This is a genomic window from Ihubacter massiliensis, from assembly GCF_024125305.1.
Taxonomy (GTDB): Bacteria; Bacillota; Clostridia; order Peptostreptococcales; family Anaerovoracaceae; genus Hominibacterium; species Hominibacterium faecale.
Genome location: NZ_JAMXVH010000001.1, coordinates 1,398,577 through 1,421,719, shown reverse-complemented (window position 1 = coordinate 1,421,719; position 23,143 = coordinate 1,398,577). Strand labels below are relative to the sequence as shown.

Below are 23,143 nucleotides of genomic sequence, written 5' to 3'. Positions count from 1 at the left end.
CTTCCTGTTTTGCCCGTTTGTTTGTGGAAAATCGGTAGAAAAGGCATCTTTTCATTAAAAAAATTAATATGAAATAGCAAAGAAATTACAAAATTAAGGATTGACCTTGCAGCTGCTTGATGGTTTTTAATAGGATTATAGCAATCATTAACCAGGAAGGAGACGCGCGATGGCATTTACTTTAAAGAGCGCTGCAGTGATCGACGGCAAAATTGCAGATCAATATGGCAGCCGCGGCGGCGATAACATTGATGGGATTCCCCAGCTATCCTTTCCTCTTGAGTGGAAAGGAGCACCCAAAGAAACGAAATCTTTCGTTCTCTTATTTCAGGATTTTGACAATTTTGCAGAGGAAGGATTTTCTTTTCTCCACTGGGCTGCAGCCGATATACCGGCAAGTACGGTGTCTCTGCCGGAGGACGCAGGCCGTACGGAAGAATGGCTGGTCCAGGGAAAAAACGGATGGATTTTGGAACAGCCGCATGACAAACCCATTTGTAACCGATACGGAGGTCCGGCGCCTTTGGCCGGATGTTACGAGTATGAGATTAAGCTATATGCGCTAAGCGAAAGTTTGGGCATGAAACCAGGCTTTTATTATGGAGAGCTTCGGAAAAAGATGAGAGGCAAGGTTCTTGATACAGCAATTTTGTGCGGAACCTATGAGAAATAGCAAGGAGAAAAAGCAAGATGAAGACCACATTACGAAAACAAGTGCTGGAGAAAAGACCAGTCAATCAGGACCTTATATCCGAAGAAATGTCGGAGATCGGTCTGATAGCAGTGGATAGCCCCAACGACCCCAAACCGGATATTAAGGTAGAGCAGGGGATAATCACCCAGATCGACGGTACAAAAGCGGAAGATTTTGATTTTATTGATTTATATATTGCCAAATACGGTATCAACGCGGCCGTGGCAGAAGAAGCCATGGCAATCGATTCCCTCCAGTTTGCCAAGATGCTGGTGGACGTCAATGTACCGCGGGAGGAGATTCTGCGACTGGCAAACGGCATGACTCCGGCCAAACTGGTGGACGTACTGAAACGGCTCAATATCGTGGAGATTATGATGGCACAGATGAAAATGCGGGCCAGGAAGTCTCCTGCCAATCAAGCCCACGTGAACAATGTGCAGGACAATCCGGTTCTGATGGCCGCCGATGCAGCGGAAGCAGCACTAAGGGGATTTGCAGAAGAAGAAACCACTTGCCTGGTTGCAAGGCTGGCACCCTTTAATGCTATGGCGCTGCTGGTGGGAAGCCAGATCGGAAGACCGGGCGTCATTACTCAGTGTGCGCTGGAAGAAGCGACAGAATTAAAAATTGGCATGAAAGGCCTGACTTCTTATGCGGAGACTTTATCGGTTTATGGAACGGAAGCTGTTATGTGCGACGGGGACGATACCCCCTGGTCGAAGGCTTTCCTTTCGGCCGTTTATGCCTCCAGAGGAATGAAGATGCGTTTTTCCTCAGGAACTGGTTCGGAAGTTATGATGGGCGGAGCAGAGGGTAAGTCCATGCTCTATTTGGAAGCCCGCTGCGTATGGCTCACCAAAGCCTGCGGCTCTCAAGGGGTACAAAACGGTTCTATCGACGGGACTCCATTGTCCAGCGCCATGCCTGCCGGCATCCGGGCCATTGCCTGCGAATGTCTGATGGCGTCCATTTTAGGGCTGGAATGTGCCTCCGGAAACGATACCTATTTTTCCAATTCGGAGATGCGCAGCCTTTCCAAGATGATGATCCAGCTTTTGCCGGGAACTGACTTTATCAATTCCGGCTACAGTGCCGTTCCCAACGTGGATAACAGCTTTACCGGATCCATCTTGGATTGTGACAATTATTCCGATGTCTATATGGCCCAGCGGGATTTCATGGTGGACGGCGGCATTCATCCGGCGGCGGACCAGCAAGTCATTAACGTACGAAGGAAGGCGGCCAGCGCCATGCAGGCGCTTTTTGCGGCCTTTCATTTTCCGGAGATTACCGACGAGGAGGTGGAGGCCGCCGTCTACGCTTATACCTCTGCGGATATGCCGAAACGTAATATAGGGGCGGATATTCAAGCGGCCAATCGAATTATGGAAACGGACTTTAATGGGTTTGACATTGTGCGGGCTTTGTATCACAATGGTTTTCAAGATACGGCAGAGAGCATTTTATCTCTGCTGAAACAGCGGATTGCAGGAGACTATCTGCAGACATCGGCTATTTTCGATGAAACGTTCCACGTTATCAGCGCCATTAACAATGGCAATGATTATGCAGGGCCGGGCAGCGGCTATCAGATCAGTGAAGCGCGCTGGGCGAAAATGCAGGAACATATGGAAAAACTCCGGCCGGATACTTATTTGGAAAAGAACCCTCAGGCAGAAGGCCTTACGATCACCGAAAAGGGGACTGCCGCCCATGGAGCAGATGCTGATGAAGTGGTAATCGCCTTATCCCCATCCTTTGCAGAATCCCAGACCAAAACTATGACGGGAATCCCCCATCATGATATTCTAAAGGAAATGACAGCCGGTATCGAAGAAGAAGGTATGAAGTGGCGTTTTATCAAGGTACATGATTCTCCGGATCTGGCCAAGATCGCCAGCCAGGGTTCCCGCCTGTCCGGGAGCGGTATTGCCATAGGAATTCAGTCCAAGGGTACGACCGTGATTCATCAAAAGGATCTGGTGCCTTTGGATAACCTGGAACTGTTTTCACTGTCTCCGCTTTATACGAGGGAAACCTACCGCAGCATCGGCAAGAATGCGGCAAAATATGCAAAAGGAGAAAATCCAACGCCCCTTCCAGCCATGTGCGACATGAGCGCAAGACCATATATGATCAAAACCACCATTTTGCAGAATGCGGAGGCTGGCGTCGTTGAAAAGGATAAAGCGCCGACAGAGCTGAAAATCCGTATCGATTGAGGAGGAAAGACAGATGGAAAGTAGAAAAAAGAATCCCGCCTATCCACTGATGGAGCAATGCCCGGAATTGGTCAGGCCCATGAGCGGCAAGGCTATCCATGAAATTAATATGGAAAACGTGCTCAATGGGGAGCTGACGATGGAGGACGGCAGGATCAGCAAGGAGACGCTGCTGATGCAGGCGAAAATCGCAGAGGATGCCGGGTACCGGCAAGTAGGAAGAAATCTGACCAGAGCAGCTGAGCTGGTGGCCATTCCCGATACTCTGGTGCTGGAAGCTTACAATGCGCTTCGCCCTTATCGCGCGGAAAAACAGGAAATCCTGCAGTTTGCAAAGGAATTCGAAGAAGAATACGGTGCCGCCGATACTGCTGACTTTTTGCGGGAGGCGGCGCAGATCTTGGAGCAGAAGCACATGCTGAAAGGCGACCGGGACGAATAAACAAGGAGGGGGAACCTTATGAAACGATATGCTGCTGGAATTGATGTGGGCAATGCGACGACAGAGGCGGCGCTGGGCTGTGTGGATGAGAACGGACTACTACAGGCAGTGGTCAGCGGCATCTCGGGAACCACAGGCCTGAAAGGAACAAAAGAAAACAAAAGAGGCATCCTCCATGCGCTCAGCGATGCCTGCAGTAAACTGGGGATTTGTTTAAAAGACATTAACGCGTTATATCTAAATGAAGCAACTCCAGTCATCGGTGATTTTGCCATGGAAACCATCACTGAAACCATCATCACCGAATCGACCATGATCGGACACAACCCGGATACGCCGGGCGGATTAGGTCTGGGAGTGGGAATTTCCATTAGACTGGAGGAACTTCCGGGAGCTGACAGAACTAAGAATTATATCGTTCTTGTGGATGATGGCTTTTCCTTTGATGAGGCTGCGCTGCAGATGAATCAGGCGCTGGAGCAAGGCTGCAAAATCGTCGGTGCCATCGTACAAAAAGACGACGGCGTACTCATCGCAAACCGTGTGAAGAACATAATCCCGGTCATTGATGAAGTAAGGTTGATTGAAAACATACCGCTGGGCGCGCTATGCGCTGTAGAGGTGGCAGCAAAGGGTGCTACTGTGGAGCGGCTTTCCAACCCTTACGGCATTGCCGGTATCTTTTCCTTGTCGCCGGAGGAAACGGAGCATGTCATCTTTGTGGCGAAGGCTCTCATCGGCAGCCGTTCCGCTGTGGTTTTGAAAACTCCCAAAGGCCAGGTCGAGGAACGGATCATTCCTGCAGGAGAAATTATCTTTTGCGGAGAACATTATGAAAAATCCGTGGCAGTGGATGCCGGTGCTGAGGCAGTCATGGAAGCACAGGAAAAGGTCGGTGTTCTTTTGGATGTGAAGGGAAGCGCCGGAACCAATGTGGGCGGAATGCTTTCATCCATTAAGGCCACCATGGCGCAGATTACAGGCCAGCAGCAGGACACCATCCGGATCCAGGACATTCTGGCGGTGGACACGATGGCCTCTCAAAGCGTTGCCGGTGCTATGGCCGGAGAATACACGATGGAACATTCGGTTGCCATCGCAGCAATGGTGAAGACGCACAAGCTGAACATGGAGCAGCTGGCCTCGGAGGTGACTGAAGCAGCAGGCATCCCCGCATCCATCGGCGGCGTGGAAGGGGATATGGCGGCCAGGGGGGCCCTGACTACCCCCGGCACAGATACGCCGATCTGCATTGTTGACATAGGAGCCGGCTCTACTGACGCCTGCTATTTTGATAAAGATGGCTATAAACGGACCGTTCATCTGGCAGGTGCCGGGGATATGGTTTCAGCCATGATCTGCTCCGAGCTGGGACTGGATTCCATAGAAGAGGCGGAAAACATCAAAAAATACAGATTGGCCAAGGCAGAAAGCCTTTTTTATATCCGATATGAAGACGGCAGCGTGGAATTTTTCCAAAAGCCCCTGGAAAGCCGCCTCTTTGCCAGGGTAGCAATTGTTCGGGATGGGGAGCTGATTCCGCTGGAAACAAGACATTCCATGGAACGGATCCGCCAGGTCCGCAGAGAGGTGAAGCAAAAAGTGTTAGTGGAAAACGCTTTGCGAGCTTTGAAAAAAGTGTCCCCTACAGGCAGGCTCTATGGTCTTTCCCATGTGGTGCTGCTGGGAGGATCTTCGCTGGACTTTGAATTGGCAAATATGCTGACGGAAGCCCTGTCCCATTATGGCATCACAGCGGGCAAAGGAGACGTCCGCGGCTGTGAGGGGCCGCGCAACGCCGTAGCCACAGGGCTGCTCCTTTCCGCATTGGAGGAAGAACATGGATAGAGATTACAGAATCGGCATTTTTTATACCGAAGAAACACTGCGATGGCTTTCAGAGGCAGTATCTGGTGGTATCGAAGAGGAAGGTTTGCTCTTTTCCCTGCAAGGCTTGTCCGATTGGGATGAAAATGCGGGTCCGGAGCAGTTTGTGAATCAGGTATACGAGGCATGTTGCCGCGCCCCGCTGGAGATTGCCATCGGCGTCTGCCGGGATGAAATTTTTCTGTGCCATAAAAAGCTGGAGAAGACGGAACGGCTGTTTTCCATAAAAACGGCGGACATGGACGCTGAAAAGGCAAAACGCTTTGGACAGAATGCGGCCAGACTGATCATTTGCAGGCCGCTTTTGGAGATAGGGATATAGAGGATATCGTTTACCCAACTTCGATTAGTGAAAGTAGTATAACACTGTGAGGGTTGAGCTTATAATTTAAGGTTACTGTAGTTTCCTGCGTATCAATGAGTTGAAAGTTGACAGTCGGCGCTGTGGCCTGATTAATACTGTCGAGAACTTCTTTAGGCTGATTTTCCGGAAATTTTAGAGCCGATCGGTGTTGAAACAGGCAATGTGCACTATCTAAGTAATGCTCGATCACAATGTACGACTTTTGTAGATCCGATAGCACCAGATGCATTGTCAGAATACCGAATGCTCACAGTCATTCCTTGCCTATTATTTTCAGATGATGTGAATGGTGCTTTGCAAAGCGCATATTAAGAAGAGGAAAATAATAATTATAATATTTCACACTATGGAACTGGAAACCAGCATACCTGATATTTATATATGATGTTGGAATGTCCTACACAAATAATTACGGAAGCGGATGAAATCGAAAATGCTTATGATTGAAAATTTTTTTACATTGTGATAAAGGAAGAAACAAGAAAACAGGTTGCAAGAACAGAGAACTGTTAAAAGGCTGTTAAAGGGTACCTAGAAGAAATGGTTTATCAGAAACTGTCGACCTCTGATGGCGCAAAAAAATCAGGGACCGACAATGCTTGAATTATCCAAAAACAAGCTTGTAATCGGCGAAGGCATGCGGTAGAACTCGCCAAATCACAGCTTTGGGAGTTGTGGTGCAAGTGGCCTGCAATTTATGCGAAAAAGCGATAGCACCTATAAGATAAAAGAAAATCCCTGAAAAATCAATAAAACCATTGGTTTTTCAGGGGAGGTGGAATTCTTAAACATTAAACAGGAAATGCATCACATCTCCATCTTGGACGACATATTCCTTCCCTTCTGACCGGATCAGCCCTTTTTCCTTGGCTGTCGCCAGATTGCCGCCGCACTCAATCAGCTTATCATAGGCAATGGTTTCTGCCCGGATAAAGCCCTTTTCAAAATCCGTATGGATCTTTCCGGCGGCGCCCGGCGCCTTTGTGCCGCGCTTGATGGTCCAGGCCCTTACCTCCGGCTCGCCGGCCGTGAGGAAAGAAATCAGATCCAGCAGGTGATAAGAGGATTTCACCAGCTTATCGAGGCCGGATTCGGCAATTCCCAGTTCTTCCAGGAACATGGTTTTTTCATCGTCATCCAGTTCGGAGATTTCAGCTTCAATCTTCGCACAGATCATGACCGTATCGGAGCCTTCTGTTTCCGCAAAACCGCGGACTGCTTTCACATATTCGTTTTCATCGCCTGAACCAGCTTCGTCCTCTGCGACATTGGCCGCATAGATGATCGGCTTGTAGGAGAGAAGATCGAGGCTTTTCACAAATTCCGCCTCATCCTCAGTCAACTCCATGGCACGAGCCGACTTGCCGCTGCTGAGAAACTCGTGGATTTTTTTCAGAAGGTCCAGCTCTTTCTGCAGGGTTTTATCACCCTTCAGGTTTTTGGTCGTTTTTTGGATCCGTCTTTCCAGAACCTCCATATCCGAAAGAATCAGCTCCAGATTTATGGTTTCAATATCAGAAAGGGGATCAATCTGCCCATCCACATGGACCACGTTAGGGTCCTCAAAGCAGCGGACTACATGGACGATGGCTTCCACTTCCCGAATGTGGCCCAGAAATTTGTTCCCCAGACCTTCCCCTTTGGAAGCGCCTTTTACCAGGCCCGCGATATCGTAAAATTCAATGGTGGTATAAACTGTTTTTTTAGAATGATACATTTCATGGAGCACCTTGAGCCGCTCGTCGGGAACAGTGACAACGCCAACGTTGGGCTCAATGGTACAAAAGGGATAATTGGCCGCTTCCGCACCGGCCTTGGTGATTGCGTTGAATAAGGTACTTTTGCCTACATTGGGAAGACCCACGATTCCTAGTTTCATTTATTTTTACATCTCCTTTATTTTCAGTTCTTTCAGGTGTTATCCAAATTGATCTGCGCCATGTTTACATCTTTTCGTATCTCAGAAATAGCTTGACGCAAGTGTAAATTATAGCACAAAGACCCCGTTGTTTCAATCTTATCCGGCAAATATCCTGCCTTCATGACACTGTGGTAATACTGCAATTGGCGGCAGACGTTCAGCAAATTCACCTTATAAAATACTGATTCGAATCATACCTAAAACCAATAGATGCAGAGGATAGAAGAGGTAGAAGAACCATTTTGAAAATTTCCGGCCTTTCTCCATTCGCTTGCCGTTGTAAAAATAGATCATCACAATTCCGGCAAGGGCTATTCCCACCATGCTGGTCAATGAATAAAAAATATTGATACGAATGGGAAACATGCCGATGCCATTTACAAATGTGAAAAGTCCAAATAAAAGTGTTGAAAGGATAAAAGCAGTCTTTGTTTTATCTTCTGAGCCATCGGCCCACAGGAACAACAGGGTAAATATGGGAGCCAGTAATAACCAATCGGAAATTAAGGAAAGCAGCATCAAACCGATAATAGCAAGAACTTTCAGCAATGTGTTCGATATTTTCTCGCAGCAAAGTAAAAGCACAAAACAGATCAGCAGCGTAAATATCATATTCAAACCGCAAAACTGCAAAAGCCCGTTTCCTGTAAAAGCCAGGCAATATGGGAATTCCGAAAATGCTGCAAATATTGCCAATCGTATTGCATATTTCTTTTTTGAGTGTGTGTAAGAAAAGCCTTCGACAAGAAAATAACACATGACAATGGCTGTGAAATATCCAATGTCGAGAAAAATTTCTGAGAGCACACTGCCAGGTTCCATAAAGATGTATAAGATATGGTTCAGGAGCATGGTAAACATGGCAATATACTTTATCACATCTCGATTTAATGGTTTCGTCTGCACGTTCAGTTCCTTTGTTTTTTCTTTTTCCAGTGATGATATAGAATGACGTAAATAGCTATAAATACGATAATAACAGACAGACTGAGAACCTGAGCCTGCTTGAAAGGCCCGATCATCAACGAGTCAGTACGCAGTGCTTCCACAAAAAAGCGCTCCGCCGAATAGAGGATTCCATAAAGCAGAAAAACCTGTCCTTCGAATTGCCGGCGGTTATCAATATAGATGAGGACAAAGAACAAAATCAAACACCAGATTGATTCATATAAAAAGGTAGGGTGATAGGTTTGCCCGTTTACCGTAACCGCCCAAGGAAGGTCGGTGGGGCCGCCGTGAGCTTCCGAGTTGGTATAATTCCCCCAGCGTCCAATGGCCTGTGCCAGAGCAACCGAAGGAATTGCCAGATCGAGAACGTTCAGCGGGCGGATTTTCCAAACAAAACATAGGATGGCCGCAGCGCCCAGCCCGAAAATCAAACCGCCGTGAATGGCCAACCCTCCCAGCCTAAAATTTATGATTTTCAAAAAATCTCCGCTATATTGTTCCCAATTGAAAAAAACGTAGTAAAGACGCGCGCCGATGACACCTGCCGGAACACAAATTAGAACAAAATCGAGAATTTTTTCGGATTCCAGACCGTGGCGCGGAGCACGCTTATAAGTGATGATGGTGGCGAGCACCATTCCTGCTGCGATTAGGATACCATACCACATGACGTCAATGCCAAAGAGGGTAAAGGCAACTGGATTGGGTACGGGCATATAAGTCACCTGAATTTAACCTTTCTTTTCATAAATTTTTAGCAGATTCAAAATAAATCTGCGGGAGATCGGCGGCTGGCGCCGCAAGCCGCATGGGGCTGCTGGAAATAAACAATGGACACAGTCTGTCTATGTGAAAGAAAAGATGCGAACCGAAGCACCACATCTTTTAATAATACGATACATTTAAGATGACTGCAAAGCATGCTTTATGCGTCAGGCATTTCTTTGGCCAGCAGCATCAACGCATTACCACCGATTATGTAAACGTCGTATAGCTTCTCCGTATCTGGATCGGAAAAGTCTTCCGATTTTGCATCCTTTTGGACCTTCTCGATAAAGGCGCCCAGCTCCATGACTTCCGGGCCTTTTTTCTTATCCTTAATATAAGTAACTCGCGCTTCAGAGTCAAGCGGCACAGTCGTTGACAGATTCTTGTCAGCAACATAGTAGCCGTCTTTATCATATGAACTTTCTACAATAACCATGCTTTCTACGGTTAATGCGTACTTACCGTCTTTTTCTTCCTTGATTCGGATCGCTCCCAGTTCTTTTTCGCCGCCGTCGCGCAGGATCTGATCGGCATATTCGCCAGATAAATATTCTACCGTAATCTCCGGCTCCTCTAATATATCACCATTCTTTTCCTGGCCGCACCCGGTCAGGAAAGCCAAAGCTACGACAGAAACCAGAAAAAGTATTCCTGCGAACTTCTTTCGTCTCATTTCTTCCTCCCAATATTAAATCCTGATATTCTAATCCGCAAGCCGCGTCGCAGCGGATTTCAAAGAACGCTACCGTGCGGCAACGCCGTAAAAACCACTGCGTTCATTATAATCCGCAAGCTATGTCGCAGCGGATTTCAAAGAACGCTACCGTGCGGCAACGCCGTAAAAACTACTGCGTTCATTATACTATCTTGTCTACATTATAACAAGTAAATTCCAACGTGTTTGCGAGAAATTTGCTGTTAAAAGCAAAATAGTTCTGTTAAAATAGCCTTATGAAATATTTAAAGATATGTAATGGAACATTTATAGACCGTCCCAACCGCTTTATTGCCAGAGTGGAAATCCAAGGAAACGAGGAAAAAGCCCATGTGAAAAATACCGGCCGTTTGAAGGAGCTGCTGGTTCCCGGTGCTTCTGTTATCCTGGAAGATTTTCAGGGCCGGATGGGGACGCGCAAAATGCGCTATTCTCTCATTGGCGTGGAAAAAAACGGAATACCTATCAATATAGACTCCCAGGCGCCAAACCTGGTGGTAAAGGAGGCCTTAACGGCGAGGACGCTAAAACTTCCTCAGATGGAAATGTTAACCTTGATCAAAGGGGAAAAAGTTTACGGCGATTCCAGGCTGGATTTTTATGTGGAGGATGAAAGCGGGAAGAAAGGCTTTCTTGAGGTCAAAGGAGTGACTTTGGAAGATGAGGGGATCGCCAGATTTCCAGATGCTCCGACTCTGCGTGGCATCAAGCATATGGAAGAGCTGATTCGAGCTAAAAGGGAGGGGTATGCTGCCTATATTCTGTTCGTCATTCAGATGAAGGGAATTACGTGCTTTATGCCTAATGTTCAGACGCATCCTCAATTCGGCGAAACTCTGAGAAAGGCAGAAAAAGAAGGCGTGCAGCTGATGGCACGTGACTGTATCGTATCTGGTGATGGGTTGCTGCTGGATGCTCCGGTGCCAATTCGATTGAAATAATTATTAACAGTCTGGCGGCGATGATCTCGAATGCCCGAACACATTCCACTGAGGGAATATCTGTATTGGCGTGGCCCCCGATTAACGGACGCGAACGTATGTAAATCTCACCAGATTTCCTTATGGACTGCTAACCATAGCAGCCATTATGCAGCAGGTGGCTCTTTCGCCGGCGATTCTTTGTATACTTCTGCTGGCGTCTTGTAGCCATTTGTTGAATATGGCCTCCTGCCGCATTTTGTATAAGCCTTCGATCCATTCCACTTTCATTCTCCCCCAAAAGCTCTCAATCGGTGCATTGTCCCAACAATTCCCGGTCCGACTCATGCTTCCGACCAGCCCATATTCGTTCATTTTCTCGATATACTCGATGGATGCATAGGTGGAACCCCGGTCTGAATGAAGGATGCACCCCTCAGTTTCTCTTTCCCGGCCCGCAACTAAGCCGCCCACGCCCGCCGGCCCCCTGAATCTCCCTTCTCTCGACCCCTCCCGCCTGAAAGCCCGAAACTCCGGAATCCTGCAATTCCGCAGCCCGCCGCCCCTGCATACAACCCAACCGCACGCGCCGGAAACCCCAAATTTCACCGTTTACCGGTCCTGCAGATACCCAAGAATCCCTGACAAAACTCCAACCCCTCCCAGACGCAAAACCCCTTGAGCGTCAACTCCGCGTGCCCCAAGAATCCCCGATTCTGGCCGGCATGCCTTTTATTTTTGTGCAAAAATCAAGGTGATTATTGAAATTTCAACGGAAATTCTAACAAGACCCCGGCGGTGCTCCCTAGGGGCATTCCCACATATGGCAAGTTTTAAAATTATCAAATACAAGATATTGTGGTTGACAGTAATTTGTCCACAAATTGAATATTAGCCGGGGCAAAAAGTGGGGCAAAAAAGATGCAAAATGGTGGAAAGTGGTTGCGAGGTGGTGGAATGTGGAGTAAAATGGTTTCATCCTAACATAGGAGGAGTATCCGATGCTGGTAGGCAAATATCAAAACTCCATAGACGCCAAAGGTAGAATGATTGTGCCTGCCAAGTTTCGTGACGAGTTGGGACAAAAGTGCATTGTCAGCAAGGCAATCGACAAATGTCTCGAAATCCATCCTATGAGTGAGTGGGAAAGGTTTATGGAAAAGCTAAGCAAGCTGCCTACTGCCGATCCAAAGGCCAGGCAGCTGGCTAGGCATTTCTATGCGAGTGCGGTTGAAGGTGAGATCGACAAACAGGGGAGGCTGACCCTTCCGCAGGAGCTGCGGGAATATGCCAATATCGGAAAAGATCTGGTCACAGTGGGATCTTACGAGAAAATAGAGGTATGGAGTAAAGAAGAATGGGACAGCAGCGAAAACACCAAGGAGATGGATCCAAGCCAGCTTGCGGAAAGTATGATGAATTATGATTTTTAAACATACTTCAGTTTTGTATGATGCGTGCATGGAACATTTGAATATTGACCCAAAGGGAATTTACGTGGACGGCACCTTAGGGGGAGGCGGACATGCCAGCGGTATATGCGGGGCACTTTCCGCTGAGGGGACCCTTATTGGAATCGACCGGGACAGCGACGCCCTGCGGGCAGCTGAGGAACGTCTGGCACCGTATAGCTGTAAAAAGCTTTTTGTACAAAGCAACTATGCGGACATCAAAGACGTGCTTGATCAATTGGGGATTAACGAAATAAATGGCGCACTCTTGGATTTGGGAGTATCTTCCTTCCAGCTGGATAACCAGGAACGGGGATTTTCCTATATGAAGGATGCGCCGCTGGACATGCGTATGAGCCAGGATGATTCCTTCAGCGCTTATCAAGTGATCAATACGTATAAAGAAAAAGAACTGACGGAAGTCATAAAGAAATATGGGGAAGAAAAATGGGCTTCCAGAATCAGCAGGTTCATAGCGGACAGCAGGCGGGAAAAGCCGATCGAAACAACAGGGGAGTTAGTGGAGATCATAAAGGCCGCGATTCCCGCTTCTGCAAGACGCAGCGGACCGCATCCCGCAAAACGAACGTTCCAGGCGATTCGCATTGAAGTCAATGACGAGCTGGGACAGCTTGCACGGGCTGTAAGCGAATTCTGCGATGTGCTGGCCGATCAGGGACGGCTGTGCATCATAACCTTCCATTCACTGGAGGATAGAATTGTAAAAGACATATTCAACAAGAGAGCGAATCCATGTACATGTCCTAAGGAATTCCCCGTATGCATATGCGGGAAAAAAGCAGACATCAAAAAGGTGACGGGAAAACCAATTGTTCCCACAGATGAGGAACTGGAAAAAAATCCAAGAGCGCGGAGCGCAAAATTACGGGTGATTGAAAAAAAGAGGTAAGAGATGATAGCAGCAGAAAAATGGTATGAATACCAGGAAAACTACCAAAAGTATGGTTTCGATATGAAACCCAAGCAGCCGAGAAAAAAGGTAAAAAAGAATAAGAATCGGGTTACCGCAAAGGATAAGGTACGTCTTATGGCTCTTACCGTTGTTGTCGGCGTTGTTTGCATTGGTCTGATTATTACCACAGCCTTTGCTGCCTCCATCAAATACAGTACCAACCGTATTATCGAAGAAAATAACGCTCTGGAAGCAGAAATTGAAAACCTGAACGTCAAAATTTACAGTTCCAACAACATTGAAGCGATCGAACAAAAAGCAATGAAAGAACTGGGTATGACTTATCCGTCATCCAACCAGATCGTATATCTGTCGAAAGGCGAAAAACCGGACAAGGGGTTCGCGGCGACCTTAAAGGAACAGGCATATAATTGATCCTTCAAAAATATACTATCATATCCGCCGATGGATGCAGCACAGTCTTTTATACTGAAAGCGTATAGTCCGGGGTGCAAAGTAAGCCGGGCGGCGGATATGCCGGAGCCGGGCCGATCATAGATCAGACAGCGGCATATGTTGGAAAATAATTGCATAAGAGAAAAGAATACCAGACAACTGAATCAAAGGCGTAAGGATGTCTGGCTTCTTTTATAGTATGAGGCATATTAATAGGGGAGGAATATGACAAAACCACTGAACAAGAGTAAAAAACGGATAATCATCGCATTTGCCATTATGTACGGGGTATGTATGCTCCTGTGTTTTCGGGTGGGATGGATCCAGGTGGTGAAGGGGGCCGAATATTCAAAAATGGCAATCGAGCAGCAGACCCGGGACGTACCCATCGCCGCCAAAAGAGGCGTCATTTACGATACAAACCGAAAAGAGCTGGCTGTCAGCGCCACTTGTTACTCTGTATGGGCAAGACCAGCCAATGTGAGAAGCGGTAAGACAAAAGCAGAAAAGGATTCCAACCAGCAAAAAACAGTAAGCACACTAAACCAGATTCTGGGAAAAGATGAGAAAGAAATCGAAAAACTGGTAACAAAGAAACAAGCGCTGGTAAAGGTCGATAAATATTTGGATAAAGAGACGGCAGACAAAATCAGAAAAGCGGAGCTGCCGGGCATTGAAATTGCAGAAGATGTCAAACGTTATTATCCGTTGGGAGCCTTTTTGTCCCACACCCTGGGCAGCGTTACCGATGACAATGCCGGATTGTCCGGCCTGGAGCTCCAGTATAATCAATACCTGTCGGGCATATCCGGAAGGTGGATCAAAAATACGGATATTACTGGAAACAGCCTTTCCTACGGGGAAGAAAAATACTATCAGGCTGAAGATGGGCTGGGCCTGGTGCTGACCATTGATGAGACGATCCAGCACTATGTGGAAAAATCGTTGAAGACCGTTCAAAAGAACACAAAAGCTGATCGAGTCATGTGTATCATGATGGCGCCCAAGACCGGCGATATTTTGGCTTTGGCCCAGGTGCCTGAGTTTGATCCCAACGATTCAAAAACACCGCTCGACAAGGAAGAAAAAGCAAAGCTGGACAAAATGCCGGACAGCAAAAAGATGGAGTACTGGAATTCTATGTGGAGAAATTCTTTGATCAGTGATGTTTATGAACCGGGCTCTACCTTTAAACTGCTGACCACATCGATGGCTTTGGAAGAAGGAAAAACGAAGATCAGTGAACATTTTACTTGTACCGGCTCCGTCAATGTAGCGGGGACAAAATTAAGCTGCTGGCGTTCTTATAATCCCCACGGTAATCAGACCTTGGAAGAGGCTGTCGGAAATTCCTGCAACCCGGTATTCGTAAAGCTGGCCCAGAGGATGGGTATCACAAAATTTTACAACTATTTGGAGACCTTTGGTATTTCCAATAAAACCGGAATCGACTTTCCGGGTGAAGGAAACTCCATTCTTCAAAATAAAGATACGGCCGGTCCTGTCGGCCTGGCTACAATGGGCTACGGACAGGGCGTGGCAGTTACACCGATTCAGCTGATCACGGCCATTTCCTCCATCGGAAATGAAGGGAAGCTGATGCAGCCAAGACTGGTAAAAGCGCTGGTTGACGAAGACGGAAATACCGTGAAGGAGTTTGACACCAAGGTGGTCAGGCAGACTGTTTCTCAAAAAACCGCTGAAGAAATGTGCGGGATCATGGAATATGTTGTTGCAAAAGGCGGAGCAGGTACAGCAAAAGTAGACGGCTATAAAGTAGGCGGCAAGACCGGTACTGCCAATAAGGCTAAAAACGGAGGATACAGCGAACAAACATTTTCTTCCTTTATCGGTATGGCGCCGATGAACGATCCTCAGGTTGCTGTTCTGGTAATCGTGGATAATCCGAAAGGCGTTAAATTTGGCAGCCAGACGGCAGCACCAGGAGCAAAGCTGATCCTGGAAGATACCCTTCGCTATCTGGACCTGCAGCCGAAACTAACAAAAGAAGAAAAGGAAGAGCTGAATAAGAGCCAGGTCACAGTTCCCGACCTGGTGGGCGAGGGCCTGGAAGAGGCCATCGGCATTCTCGGCGGGCTCTCTTTGAAATACGAAGCTTCCGGAGGAACCCAGGATGAAGATTTCATCATCAAGGACCAGTATCCGAAAGCAGGAGCAAAAATTGAGAAAGAGGGAACAGTATATTTATATAGGAAGTGATGAATAAAGTGATCGAGGTTTTCGGAATTACCGGAACCAATGGTAAAACTACTGCATCCTGCATGCTTAGGAAGATACTTGAAGAAGAAGGAAAAGTGTGTGCTCTCATCGGCACCATCGAACACCAGATTGGCAATAAACGCTATGTGCCGATCAATACGACACCGGGTAAGGAATTGCTGAAAGAATTATTCGGCGAGATATCCCGGCAGAAGATCAAAGACTGTGTGATGGAAGTTTCCTCCCATGGCATCGACCAGGGGCGGATCGCCGATATTCGCATTGCTTACGGCGGTTTTACCAACCTGAGTCAGGATCATTTGGACTATCATAAGACCATGGAGAACTACTATCAGGTAAAAAAACGCCTTTTTCTGCAATGTGAAAAGGGCGCCTGTATCAATCTGGATGACCGCTATGGCAAAAGACTTTTTAAAGAACTCCATGAGGAGGTTGACATCCCGGATATAAAGGGATATTCTCTTAAAGATGTAAATGCGGACTTTTACGGTCAGATTACAGAAGAAAAATTGACCGGCAGCATGTTTTCCTTTTACGAAAAGGGGCACTGCTTGGGGGACCTGAAGACCAAAGTGCCGGGAAGACATTTTGTTTATAACGCCATGCTGGCGGCGGCCATGGCTCGGCAAGCCGGGATTAGCTTTTCTGCCATCAAGCAGGGCCTTCGCCAACTGGAGAAAGTGCCGGGCAGAATGGAACTGATCGGCGAAGAGGCTGATACCTTGGGTGTAGTCGATTATGCCCACACGCCTGATGGTTTGGAAAAATTGCTGTCCACCCTGGCCTTGTTCAAACGGGGCAGACTGATCTGCGTCTTTGGCTGCGGCGGCTTTCGAGACAAAGGAAAACGGCCGCTTATGGGCGAGATTGCCGGCAATTACAGCGACTATTGCGTCATAACCAACGATAATCCAAGAGGCGAGCCGCCGGAGAATATCTGTCAGTCCATTGAAGAAGGACTATATCCGACAGGATGCGACTACTGCATTCTGCTGGATCGATATCAAGCGATAAAAAGGGCCGTTTCTCTTGCTACAAAATGGGATATAATAGTGGTAGCCGGAAAAGGCCATGAAACCTATCAACTCAGCGGCGACGAAAAACTGCCTTTTGACGACAGGAAAGTTTTAAAGGAACTTTTGGAGAATAAATATGAAAAAACTTACAATGAAACAGATTGAGGAAGGTACCGGCGGCAGACAAATACAGGGAACCAGCCAGGCTGTTGTAGGCGAAATCTGCACTGATTCAAGGAGGGCAAAAGCGGGTGACCTCTTTTTTGCCCTGATCGGGGATCGTCATGATGCCCACAAGTATCTTGGACAGGTGATCCAGGCAGGATGTACCGACCTATTGATCTGCGACCAAGCGGCTCTAGAAGAGACGGAAGGCGGCGATCAGGTCAATGCCATATTAGTGGAAGATACAACTAAAGCTCTGCAAAATTTAGCATCCTATTATTTGAACCTGTTAAATCTAAAAAAGATTGCTGTCACAGGGAGTACGGGCAAAACTTCCACCCGGGATATGATCTGGTATGTATGTCAAGAAAAGTACAAAGCTCAGAAAAATGTCGGCAATCTGAACAATCATTTGGGCGTGCCGCTGACCATTCTTTCCTTTGAAGAGGATACCCAGGTGGGGATTCTGGAAATGGGAATGGATAAACTGGGTGAAATCGACCTGCTGGCGCAGATCGCAAGGCCCGATATCGGAATCATTACTAATATCGGTTTGGCCCATATCGAAAATTTAGGCAGTCAGGAAGGGATCTTCCAGGCAAAAATGGAACTGACCAATTATTTTGGTGAAGAGAACACGCTCATTGTCCATCAGGACGATGAATTTCTTAACAAGGAGCGGATACAAGGATCTTACCGGCTGGTTACTACCGGATTTGACGGAAAAAGTGATTATATTATTTCACGTATTGACGATTTCGGTGCGGAAGGTATACAATTTACGCTGGAACATCAGGGCAGGACCCAGAGATTTTCTCTGCCCGTGCCTGGTCGGCACAATGCCTTTAACGGTGCGCTGGCTGTGGCGGCCGGAGCTGAGCTGGGGATCACCATGGAGGAAGCGGCCAGAGGCCTTGCCAAGGTGCAGCTGACGGATAAACGGCTGACGGTACGGGGAAAGAACGGCATCAAAGTTATCGATGATACCTACAACGCCAGCCCGGACTCCATGAAAGGCGCCGTCGATGTTCTAATGCATACGAGAGGACTGCGGAGTGTGGCAATTCTGGGCGACATGTACGAACTGGGTGAGACCAGCAGAGAGCAGCACAGCCTTGTGGGAAACTATGCGGCTGAAAAAGGCGTGCAGCTTTTGGTTACCGTGGGCAAGGACGCCCGCTATATTGCCGAGGGAGCGAAAAAAGCGGGGATGAAGCAAGTGCGCTATTTTCCGGATAAAAAAGCATTTCTGAAAGAGATTGATTCAATCGTTGATAAAGGCGATGTCATACTGGTAAAAGGTTCTCGGGGCATGGAAATGGAAGAAATCGTAAAAAATATTATGGAGTAGTAGGAGTAGTTATGAATTATGTTACCATTGGTATAATAGCAATCTTAGCATTTTTAGCATCGGTTATATTTACTTCCCTGGAAATTCCCATTCTGAGGCGAAAGCAGGCGGGTCAGAACATACGGGAAGAAGGACCCAAATCGCATTACGCGAAAGCGGGAACTCCAAGCATGGGCGGCATAGCCATGATTGGAGCAGCCATCTTCGGCGCTGCGATCGGCCGTTATTATTCTCCGCAGATGGGAGCGGTAGTCATCGTTTTCGTGCTCTTCGGCGCGATCGGCTTTTTCGACGATTATCTGAAGGTGGTTAAAAAGAACAATCTGGGCCTTCGAGCATATCAGAAATTCGGCCTGCAAATTATTATTTCCGTGGCTTTTGCGGTCTATATGGCGATGTTTTCCGGAGACGGGACATCCGTATGGATTCCCTTTGTCAATATTAATGTGGATTTTGGAATCTGGTATATTCCGTTTATTGCTTTTGTGCTGCTGGCTATGACTAATGCGGTGAATCTGACCGACGGACTGGACGGGTTGGCTACGGGTGTAACGGCGCTGGTATCTCTTTTCTTCGCCATTGCGGCTGTGACATACGGAGCCAGTTCCGGCGCCGGCGTCTTCTGCTCCGCGCTGACAGGAGCTTGTTTGGGATTCCTTGTCTATAATAAGAATCCGGCGAAAGTGTTCATGGGGGATACTGGTTCTCTGGCTCTGGGCGGCGGACTGGCGGCAGCGGCCATTGTTATGCATTTTGAATTGCTGCTTCCCATCGCAGGATTCGTATATGTTATGGAAGCATTGTCAGTTATCATTCAGGTGGTCAGCTTCAAACTGACCGGCAAACGGGTATTCAAAATGGCCCCGCTTCATCATCACTTTGAGCTGAGCGGTCTGAAGGAAAAGCAGGTAGTCGGTATCTTTTGGGGAGCAGCGCTGATTTTCTGCATCATCGGACTGGGAATTTTATAGAGGTAGAGTTATGAGAACGAATTTAGATAATATCAGGAACAAAAACGTATTAGTAATCGGATTGGGAAGATCAGGAAAAGCAGCCGTACAGGCAGCGCTCAAGCTGGGGGCAAAGGTCTACGTACAAGATTCAAAGTGCGTGGAAGAGGTAGACCCTCAGCTTCTGGCTTTTCTGGAGGGAAGAGCTGTTACTTGCTGCTTTGGGCAGAATCCGGAAGATATGAGCATTTTTGATATGTTGATCCTAAGTCCGGGAGTTTCGCCTGAACTGGACTTTATCCGGGAAGCAAGGGACAAGGGCGCTGAAATTATCGGTGAACTGGAAATCGCCTATCGGATCGGTCACGGAAACTATATTGCCATCACCGGCACCAATGGAAAAACAACGACAACCACACTGGTGGGAGAAATCTTTGAAAAGGCTAAGAAAAAGACTTATGTGGTGGGAAATATCGGTGTCGCCGTTATTTCAAAGGCCTTAACCGCAGAAGAAAACTCCTGGTTAGTTACAGAAACCAGCAGCTTTCAGCTGGAAACAACCAGATATTTTAAACCGGTGGTTTCTGCGATCCTCAACCTGACGCCGGACCATATGGACCGCCATAAGACCATGGAGAATTACGGAAATGCAAAGGCGAAAATTTTCGAAAATCAGGATGAAAGTCAGCATTTGGTAATAAACTATGATGATAAAGCTTGTTTTGCGCTGGCAGAGCATTGCAAGGCCAAGGTGGTTCCTTTCAGCAGGATGGAGAAGTTGGATTTCGGCGCCTTTGTAGAGGATGGAAGAATTGTTATTCGGGATGAAGACGGCCAGGTTCATCCGTTTTGCAGAACAGATGAACTGATCATTCCAGGGAGTCATAATCTGGAAAATGCCCTTGCGGCGGCTGCCATCGCATATTTTGCAGGGATTGAACCGGATGTGATCACCCAGGGTTTAAAGGAATTCCAAGGTGTGGAGCATCGGATCGAATACTGCGGACAGGTTGACGGAGTGCGCTTTGTCAATGATTCCAAAGGAACCAATCCGGATGCTTCCATAAAAGCTGTAGAGGCCATAGACGGCGGAATTGTCCTTATTGCAGGCGGTTATGATAAAGGGTCGTCTTATGAGGAATTGATCAAGGCTTTCAACGGAAAGGTAAAACATATGGTCCTGCTGGGAAAGACAGCGGAAAAGATCAAAGAAACTGGAGAAAAACTCGGGTTCACAAGTTCGATCATTGTAAAGGACATGGAAGAGTGTGTGAAGGAAGGCTTCCGGCTGGCGGAGCCGGGCGATACGGTCCTTCTTTCTCCTGCGTGCGCCAGCTGGGATATGTACACCAGCTTTGAACAAAGGGGCGAACACTTTAAAAACTGTGTCGCAAGACTGGAAAAATAAAGGAGCCGGGTAGTTTGGAGAGGTCAATGAGTAGGAAAAGCAAAAATTTAAGATCAGGGGATTTTTTGTTGGTGATCCTGACGCTGGGACTGGTGGTCTTTGGGGTGATCATGGTTTTCAGCGCCAGCTATTATCAATCGATCAACGAGTCTAAGAACGGTACGCCCTATAACTATCTCATTAAAGATGTGATTTGGGCAGTGCTGGGATTCGGCCTGATGATTTTCACGGCTGTTTTTGATTATCGTCATTATAAAAAAATTGCGCTGCCGGCATTAGCGGTCAGTTTCATCCTTTTGGTACTGCTGCTGATTCCCGGAGTGGGACAGACGACCAATGGAGCAACCAGATGGCTGGGAGTAGGAAGCTTTACCATCATGCCCGGCGAGATTGCCAAGATTGCGCTGATCATCTTTGTGGCGTGGTTTCTCAGCGAAAAACCGCAGAGGATTAGGTCATTCACTAGGGGCATTCTGCCGTTGTTTCTTATCTGTGGTGTTTATGGAGGATTGATTTTAAAGCAGCCCAACATGTCCACAGCGATCACAGTGGTGGCGATTGTGGTCCTTATGATGTTTGTGGCTGGGTTGAGCTGGTTTTATTGTATTGGTCTGGTGGGAGCCGGTGCGCTGGGTGTTGCCGGAATCATCATCGCCAATCCCGACAGTCATTGGGCCCAGCGAATTACCAGTTTTATGGATCCCTTTGCCGACCCTCTGGGGGACGGCTTCCAGGTTGTTCAATCCCTGATGGCCTTGGGATCGGGCGGACTTTTCGGCGTCGGTCTGGGAAAAAGCATTCAAAAGAATCTCTACCTGCCGGAGCCGCAGAACGACTTTATCTTAGCCATTATCGGAGAAGAGCTGGGATTCATTGGAATTATTCTGCTGCTGATCGCTTATGCGGTGCTGATTTGGCGGGGAATCCATATCGCTGTCAATGCGCCCGATCAGTTTGCGACCCTGCTGGCAGCCGGCATTACCATCATGGTTGCCATTCAGGTAATTTTAAATATTGCAGTTGTTACTTCGTCCATGCCGCCTACCGGCATCACACTGCCTTTTGTCAGCTACGGAGGTAATGCGCTGATGCTGTTTATGGGAGCGATGGGAATTCTTTTAAATATTTCACGGCATACGGCAGAGGTAAAATAGGAGCAAAGATCAATGAAAGTAATTATGACAGGCGGCGGCACCGGCGGACATATTTATCCGGCCATCGCCATTGCAGACAAACTTAAAGAACGTTATCCGGGCAGCCAAATTCTCTTTGTCGGTACGGAGCACGGTTTGGAAAAGAAGATCGTACCGGAAAACGGTTATCCGATCGAATTCATTACCGTGGCGGGATTCAACCGGAAAAATCCGCTGAAAAACATCGAAGTTATGAAAAAGCTCAGCAAGGGCAGCAAGCAGGCCAAGCAGCTGATTAAAGCATTCGATCCGGATCTGGTCATTGGAACCGGCGGATATGTATGCGGACCTGTAGTGAGGGCAGCCCATAAAGCAGGGGTTAAAACCTATACCCACGAGCAGAATGCATTTCCGGGCGTAACCAATAAGCTTTTGGAAAAGTACGTTGAAAAAATGTTTTTGGGCTTTCCGGAAGCGCAGAAATATTTTAAACATAGGAAAAAGCATGTCATCTGCGGAAATCCGGTACGAAGCGTCTTCTTCAACGCTGATCGGCGCGCTTCCCGCAGAAAGCTGGGATTTTCTGAAGATGATTTCATTCTGCTGGTCTTCGGCGGCAGCCAGGGCGCAGGCAGAATCAACAAGGCCATGCTCAGTGTGATTGAAGTGCTCAATGGAATGGAGAACGTTCAGGTCTGCATGGCTACCGGGACCAGGTATTACGATGCCATCCTCAATGAATTGCGGGAGGAGCGGGGCGTTAAACTGGCGGATAACATTCATATTTTGGAATATATCAGCAATATGGACGAATATTTATCCGCATCCGATCTGGTGATCAGCAGGAGCGGAGCGTTGACCGTCGCGGAGGTGACGGTTTGCGGCAAAGCGGCGATCTTTATTCCGTCGCCCATCGTTACCGGCAACCACCAGTATTATAATGCCAAAGCGGTCGCTGACCACGGCGGAGCAGTCATTATCGAAGAAAAGGATATGGATAATGAAAAGCTGATCGCCCAGATTATGAAACTGAAAAACGATCCGCAGAAGATCGCGGAAATGTCCCGACGCAGCAAAGAGTGCGCGCCCATGGACGCGGTGGAGATTATTTGCAACAATCTGGATATCCAGTAACTTAAAAGATACCTCCAGCATACTATGAAGTATGTTTTGGA

General features: G+C 47.6%; 20 protein-coding genes and 2 pseudogenes. 17 read left to right on the top strand and 5 right to left on the bottom strand.

The window, feature by feature from the left end; all coding sequences use genetic code 11:
* Positions 1–169: 169 nt before the first annotated feature.
* From NIA71_RS06560 to NIA71_RS06535, 6 genes and pseudogenes are all read left to right on the top strand, one after another.
* The gene (locus tag NIA71_RS06560) at positions 170–673 is read left to right on the top strand and encodes a YbhB/YbcL family Raf kinase inhibitor-like protein (RefSeq protein WP_253019972.1); all 504 of its coding nucleotides are present in this window, start codon (positions 170–172) and stop codon (positions 671–673) included.
* 17 nt (positions 674–690) lie between these two features.
* Positions 691–2,346 (top strand): annotated as a pseudogene (locus NIA71_RS06555) (propanediol/glycerol family dehydratase large subunit); the annotation flags it as partial.
* Positions 2,326–2,919: a propanediol/glycerol family dehydratase medium subunit gene (locus tag NIA71_RS06550; RefSeq protein ID WP_332108580.1), complete on the top strand. Its 594-nt coding sequence runs from the start codon at positions 2,326–2,328 to the stop codon at positions 2,917–2,919. The pseudogene NIA71_RS06555 and the gene NIA71_RS06550, both read left to right, overlap by 21 nt.
* Positions 2,920–2,932: 13 nt before the next feature.
* Positions 2,933–3,361, top strand: a complete 429-nt coding sequence (locus tag NIA71_RS06545; protein ID WP_148396289.1) for a diol dehydratase small subunit — start codon at positions 2,933–2,935, stop codon at positions 3,359–3,361.
* An 18-nt stretch (positions 3,362–3,379) separates the two neighbouring features.
* Complete coding sequence (locus tag NIA71_RS06540) at positions 3,380–5,209, top strand: diol dehydratase reactivase subunit alpha (RefSeq protein WP_253019971.1); 1,830 nt, start codon at positions 3,380–3,382, stop codon at positions 5,207–5,209.
* A complete protein-coding gene (locus tag NIA71_RS06535) occupies positions 5,202–5,570 on the top strand; it encodes a glycerol dehydratase reactivase beta/small subunit family protein (RefSeq protein WP_253019970.1) in 369 nt (122 codons plus the stop codon). The genes NIA71_RS06540 and NIA71_RS06535 overlap by 8 nt, the downstream gene beginning before the upstream one ends.
* Positions 5,571–6,396: 826 nt before the next feature.
* On the opposite strand, the gene ychF is transcribed toward NIA71_RS06535, so the two are convergent.
* The 4 genes from ychF to NIA71_RS06515 all read right to left on the bottom strand — a co-directional run bounded on the left by ychF (position 6,397) and on the right by NIA71_RS06515 (position 9,922).
* Positions 6,397–7,491 carry a redox-regulated ATPase YchF gene (gene ychF / locus NIA71_RS06530; RefSeq protein ID WP_148396306.1) on the bottom strand — a complete coding sequence of 365 codons (1,095 nt, stop codon included), beginning with the start codon at positions 7,489–7,491 and terminating at the stop codon, positions 6,397–6,399.
* Positions 7,492–7,704: 213 nt separating this feature from the next.
* Positions 7,705–8,385, bottom strand: a complete 681-nt coding sequence (locus tag NIA71_RS06525; RefSeq protein WP_253021280.1) for a TraX family protein — start codon at positions 8,383–8,385, stop codon at positions 7,705–7,707.
* A 56-nt stretch (positions 8,386–8,441) separates the two neighbouring features.
* Positions 8,442–9,197 carry a prolipoprotein diacylglyceryl transferase gene (gene lgt, locus NIA71_RS06520; RefSeq protein ID WP_148396307.1) on the bottom strand — a complete coding sequence of 252 codons (756 nt, stop codon included), beginning with the start codon at positions 9,195–9,197 and terminating at the stop codon, positions 8,442–8,444.
* A 209-nt stretch (positions 9,198–9,406) separates the two neighbouring features.
* Complete coding sequence (locus NIA71_RS06515) at positions 9,407–9,922, bottom strand: hypothetical protein (RefSeq protein ID WP_148396308.1); 516 nt, start codon at positions 9,920–9,922, stop codon at positions 9,407–9,409.
* 278 nt (positions 9,923–10,200) lie between these two features.
* Here NIA71_RS06515 and sfsA point away from each other — a divergent pair, with 278 nt between their 5' ends.
* Positions 10,201–10,905 carry a DNA/RNA nuclease SfsA gene (gene sfsA / locus NIA71_RS06510; RefSeq protein WP_253019969.1) on the top strand — a complete coding sequence of 235 codons (705 nt, stop codon included), beginning with the start codon at positions 10,201–10,203 and terminating at the stop codon, positions 10,903–10,905.
* 222 nt (positions 10,906–11,127) lie between these two features.
* On the opposite strand, the pseudogene NIA71_RS06505 reads toward sfsA, so the two are convergent.
* Positions 11,128–11,322 (bottom strand): annotated as a pseudogene (locus NIA71_RS06505) (IS3 family transposase); the annotation flags it as partial.
* 563 nt (positions 11,323–11,885) lie between these two features.
* Here NIA71_RS06505 and mraZ point away from each other — a divergent pair.
* From mraZ to murG, 10 genes are all read left to right on the top strand, one after another.
* The gene (gene mraZ, locus NIA71_RS06500; protein ID WP_148396311.1) at positions 11,886–12,317 is read left to right on the top strand and encodes a division/cell wall cluster transcriptional repressor MraZ; all 432 of its coding nucleotides are present in this window, start codon (positions 11,886–11,888) and stop codon (positions 12,315–12,317) included.
* Entirely contained in the window at positions 12,307–13,245 is a 939-nt protein-coding gene (rsmH, locus tag NIA71_RS06495) for a 16S rRNA (cytosine(1402)-N(4))-methyltransferase RsmH (RefSeq protein WP_148396312.1), read from the top strand. Before mraZ ends, rsmH begins: the two co-directional genes overlap by 11 nt.
* A gap of 3 nt (positions 13,246–13,248) precedes the next feature.
* The gene (locus tag NIA71_RS06490) at positions 13,249–13,683 is read left to right on the top strand and encodes a cell division protein FtsL (protein ID WP_148396313.1); all 435 of its coding nucleotides are present in this window, start codon (positions 13,249–13,251) and stop codon (positions 13,681–13,683) included.
* A 246-nt stretch (positions 13,684–13,929) separates the two neighbouring features.
* On the top strand, positions 13,930–15,924 hold the full coding sequence (locus NIA71_RS06485; protein WP_253019968.1) for a penicillin-binding transpeptidase domain-containing protein: 1,995 nt from the start codon (positions 13,930–13,932) through the stop codon (positions 15,922–15,924).
* Positions 15,924–17,126 (top strand): UDP-N-acetylmuramoyl-L-alanyl-D-glutamate--2,6-diaminopimelate ligase, encoded by a 1,203-nt coding sequence (locus NIA71_RS06480; protein ID WP_253019967.1) that lies wholly within the window; start codon positions 15,924–15,926, stop codon positions 17,124–17,126. Before NIA71_RS06485 ends, NIA71_RS06480 begins: the two co-directional genes overlap by 1 nt.
* On the top strand, positions 17,098–18,477 hold the full coding sequence (locus NIA71_RS06475) for a UDP-N-acetylmuramoyl-tripeptide--D-alanyl-D-alanine ligase (protein WP_148396315.1): 1,380 nt from the start codon (positions 17,098–17,100) through the stop codon (positions 18,475–18,477). The genes NIA71_RS06480 and NIA71_RS06475 overlap by 29 nt, the downstream gene beginning before the upstream one ends.
* Before the next feature lie 11 nt (positions 18,478–18,488).
* The gene (mraY, locus tag NIA71_RS06470; RefSeq protein WP_253019966.1) at positions 18,489–19,448 is read left to right on the top strand and encodes a phospho-N-acetylmuramoyl-pentapeptide-transferase; all 960 of its coding nucleotides are present in this window, start codon (positions 18,489–18,491) and stop codon (positions 19,446–19,448) included.
* A 10-nt stretch (positions 19,449–19,458) separates the two neighbouring features.
* Positions 19,459–20,835, top strand: a complete 1,377-nt coding sequence (murD, locus tag NIA71_RS06465) for a UDP-N-acetylmuramoyl-L-alanine--D-glutamate ligase (protein ID WP_253019965.1) — start codon at positions 19,459–19,461, stop codon at positions 20,833–20,835.
* Between the two features lie 26 nt (positions 20,836–20,861).
* A complete protein-coding gene (gene ftsW / locus NIA71_RS06460; RefSeq protein ID WP_148396318.1) occupies positions 20,862–21,989 on the top strand; it encodes a putative lipid II flippase FtsW in 1,128 nt (375 codons plus the stop codon).
* A gap of 12 nt (positions 21,990–22,001) precedes the next feature.
* A complete protein-coding gene (gene murG, locus NIA71_RS06455; RefSeq protein WP_148396319.1) occupies positions 22,002–23,102 on the top strand; it encodes an undecaprenyldiphospho-muramoylpentapeptide beta-N-acetylglucosaminyltransferase in 1,101 nt (366 codons plus the stop codon).
* The last annotated feature ends 41 nt before the right edge of the window (positions 23,103–23,143 follow it).

Coding starts and splice junctions, on each gene's coding strand:
- NIA71_RS06560 (WP_253019972.1), top strand. CDS start 170: ATGGCATTTACTTTAAAGAGCGCTGCAGTGATCGACGGCAAAATTGCA.
- NIA71_RS06550 (WP_332108580.1), top strand. CDS start 2,326: ATGGAAAAACTCCGGCCGGATACTTATTTGGAAAAGAACCCTCAGGCA.
- NIA71_RS06545 (WP_148396289.1), top strand. CDS start 2,933: ATGGAAAGTAGAAAAAAGAATCCCGCCTATCCACTGATGGAGCAATGC.
- NIA71_RS06540 (WP_253019971.1), top strand. CDS start 3,380: ATGAAACGATATGCTGCTGGAATTGATGTGGGCAATGCGACGACAGAG.
- NIA71_RS06535 (WP_253019970.1), top strand. CDS start 5,202: ATGGATAGAGATTACAGAATCGGCATTTTTTATACCGAAGAAACACTG.
- ychF (WP_148396306.1), bottom strand. CDS start 7,491: ATGAAACTAGGAATCGTGGGTCTTCCCAATGTAGGCAAAAGTACCTTA.
- NIA71_RS06525 (WP_253021280.1), bottom strand. CDS start 8,385: ATGCTCCTGAACCATATCTTATACATCTTTATGGAACCTGGCAGTGTG.
- lgt (WP_148396307.1), bottom strand. CDS start 9,197: ATGCCCGTACCCAATCCAGTTGCCTTTACCCTCTTTGGCATTGACGTC.
- NIA71_RS06515 (WP_148396308.1), bottom strand. CDS start 9,922: ATGAGACGAAAGAAGTTCGCAGGAATACTTTTTCTGGTTTCTGTCGTA.
- sfsA (WP_253019969.1), top strand. CDS start 10,201: ATGAAATATTTAAAGATATGTAATGGAACATTTATAGACCGTCCCAAC.
- mraZ (WP_148396311.1), top strand. CDS start 11,886: ATGCTGGTAGGCAAATATCAAAACTCCATAGACGCCAAAGGTAGAATG.
- rsmH (WP_148396312.1), top strand. CDS start 12,307: ATGATTTTTAAACATACTTCAGTTTTGTATGATGCGTGCATGGAACAT.
- NIA71_RS06490 (WP_148396313.1), top strand. CDS start 13,249: ATGATAGCAGCAGAAAAATGGTATGAATACCAGGAAAACTACCAAAAG.
- NIA71_RS06485 (WP_253019968.1), top strand. CDS start 13,930: ATGACAAAACCACTGAACAAGAGTAAAAAACGGATAATCATCGCATTT.
- NIA71_RS06480 (WP_253019967.1), top strand. CDS start 15,924: ATGAATAAAGTGATCGAGGTTTTCGGAATTACCGGAACCAATGGTAAA.
- NIA71_RS06475 (WP_148396315.1), top strand. CDS start 17,098: ATGAAAAAACTTACAATGAAACAGATTGAGGAAGGTACCGGCGGCAGA.
- mraY (WP_253019966.1), top strand. CDS start 18,489: ATGAATTATGTTACCATTGGTATAATAGCAATCTTAGCATTTTTAGCA.
- murD (WP_253019965.1), top strand. CDS start 19,459: ATGAGAACGAATTTAGATAATATCAGGAACAAAAACGTATTAGTAATC.
- ftsW (WP_148396318.1), top strand. CDS start 20,862: ATGAGTAGGAAAAGCAAAAATTTAAGATCAGGGGATTTTTTGTTGGTG.
- murG (WP_148396319.1), top strand. CDS start 22,002: ATGAAAGTAATTATGACAGGCGGCGGCACCGGCGGACATATTTATCCG.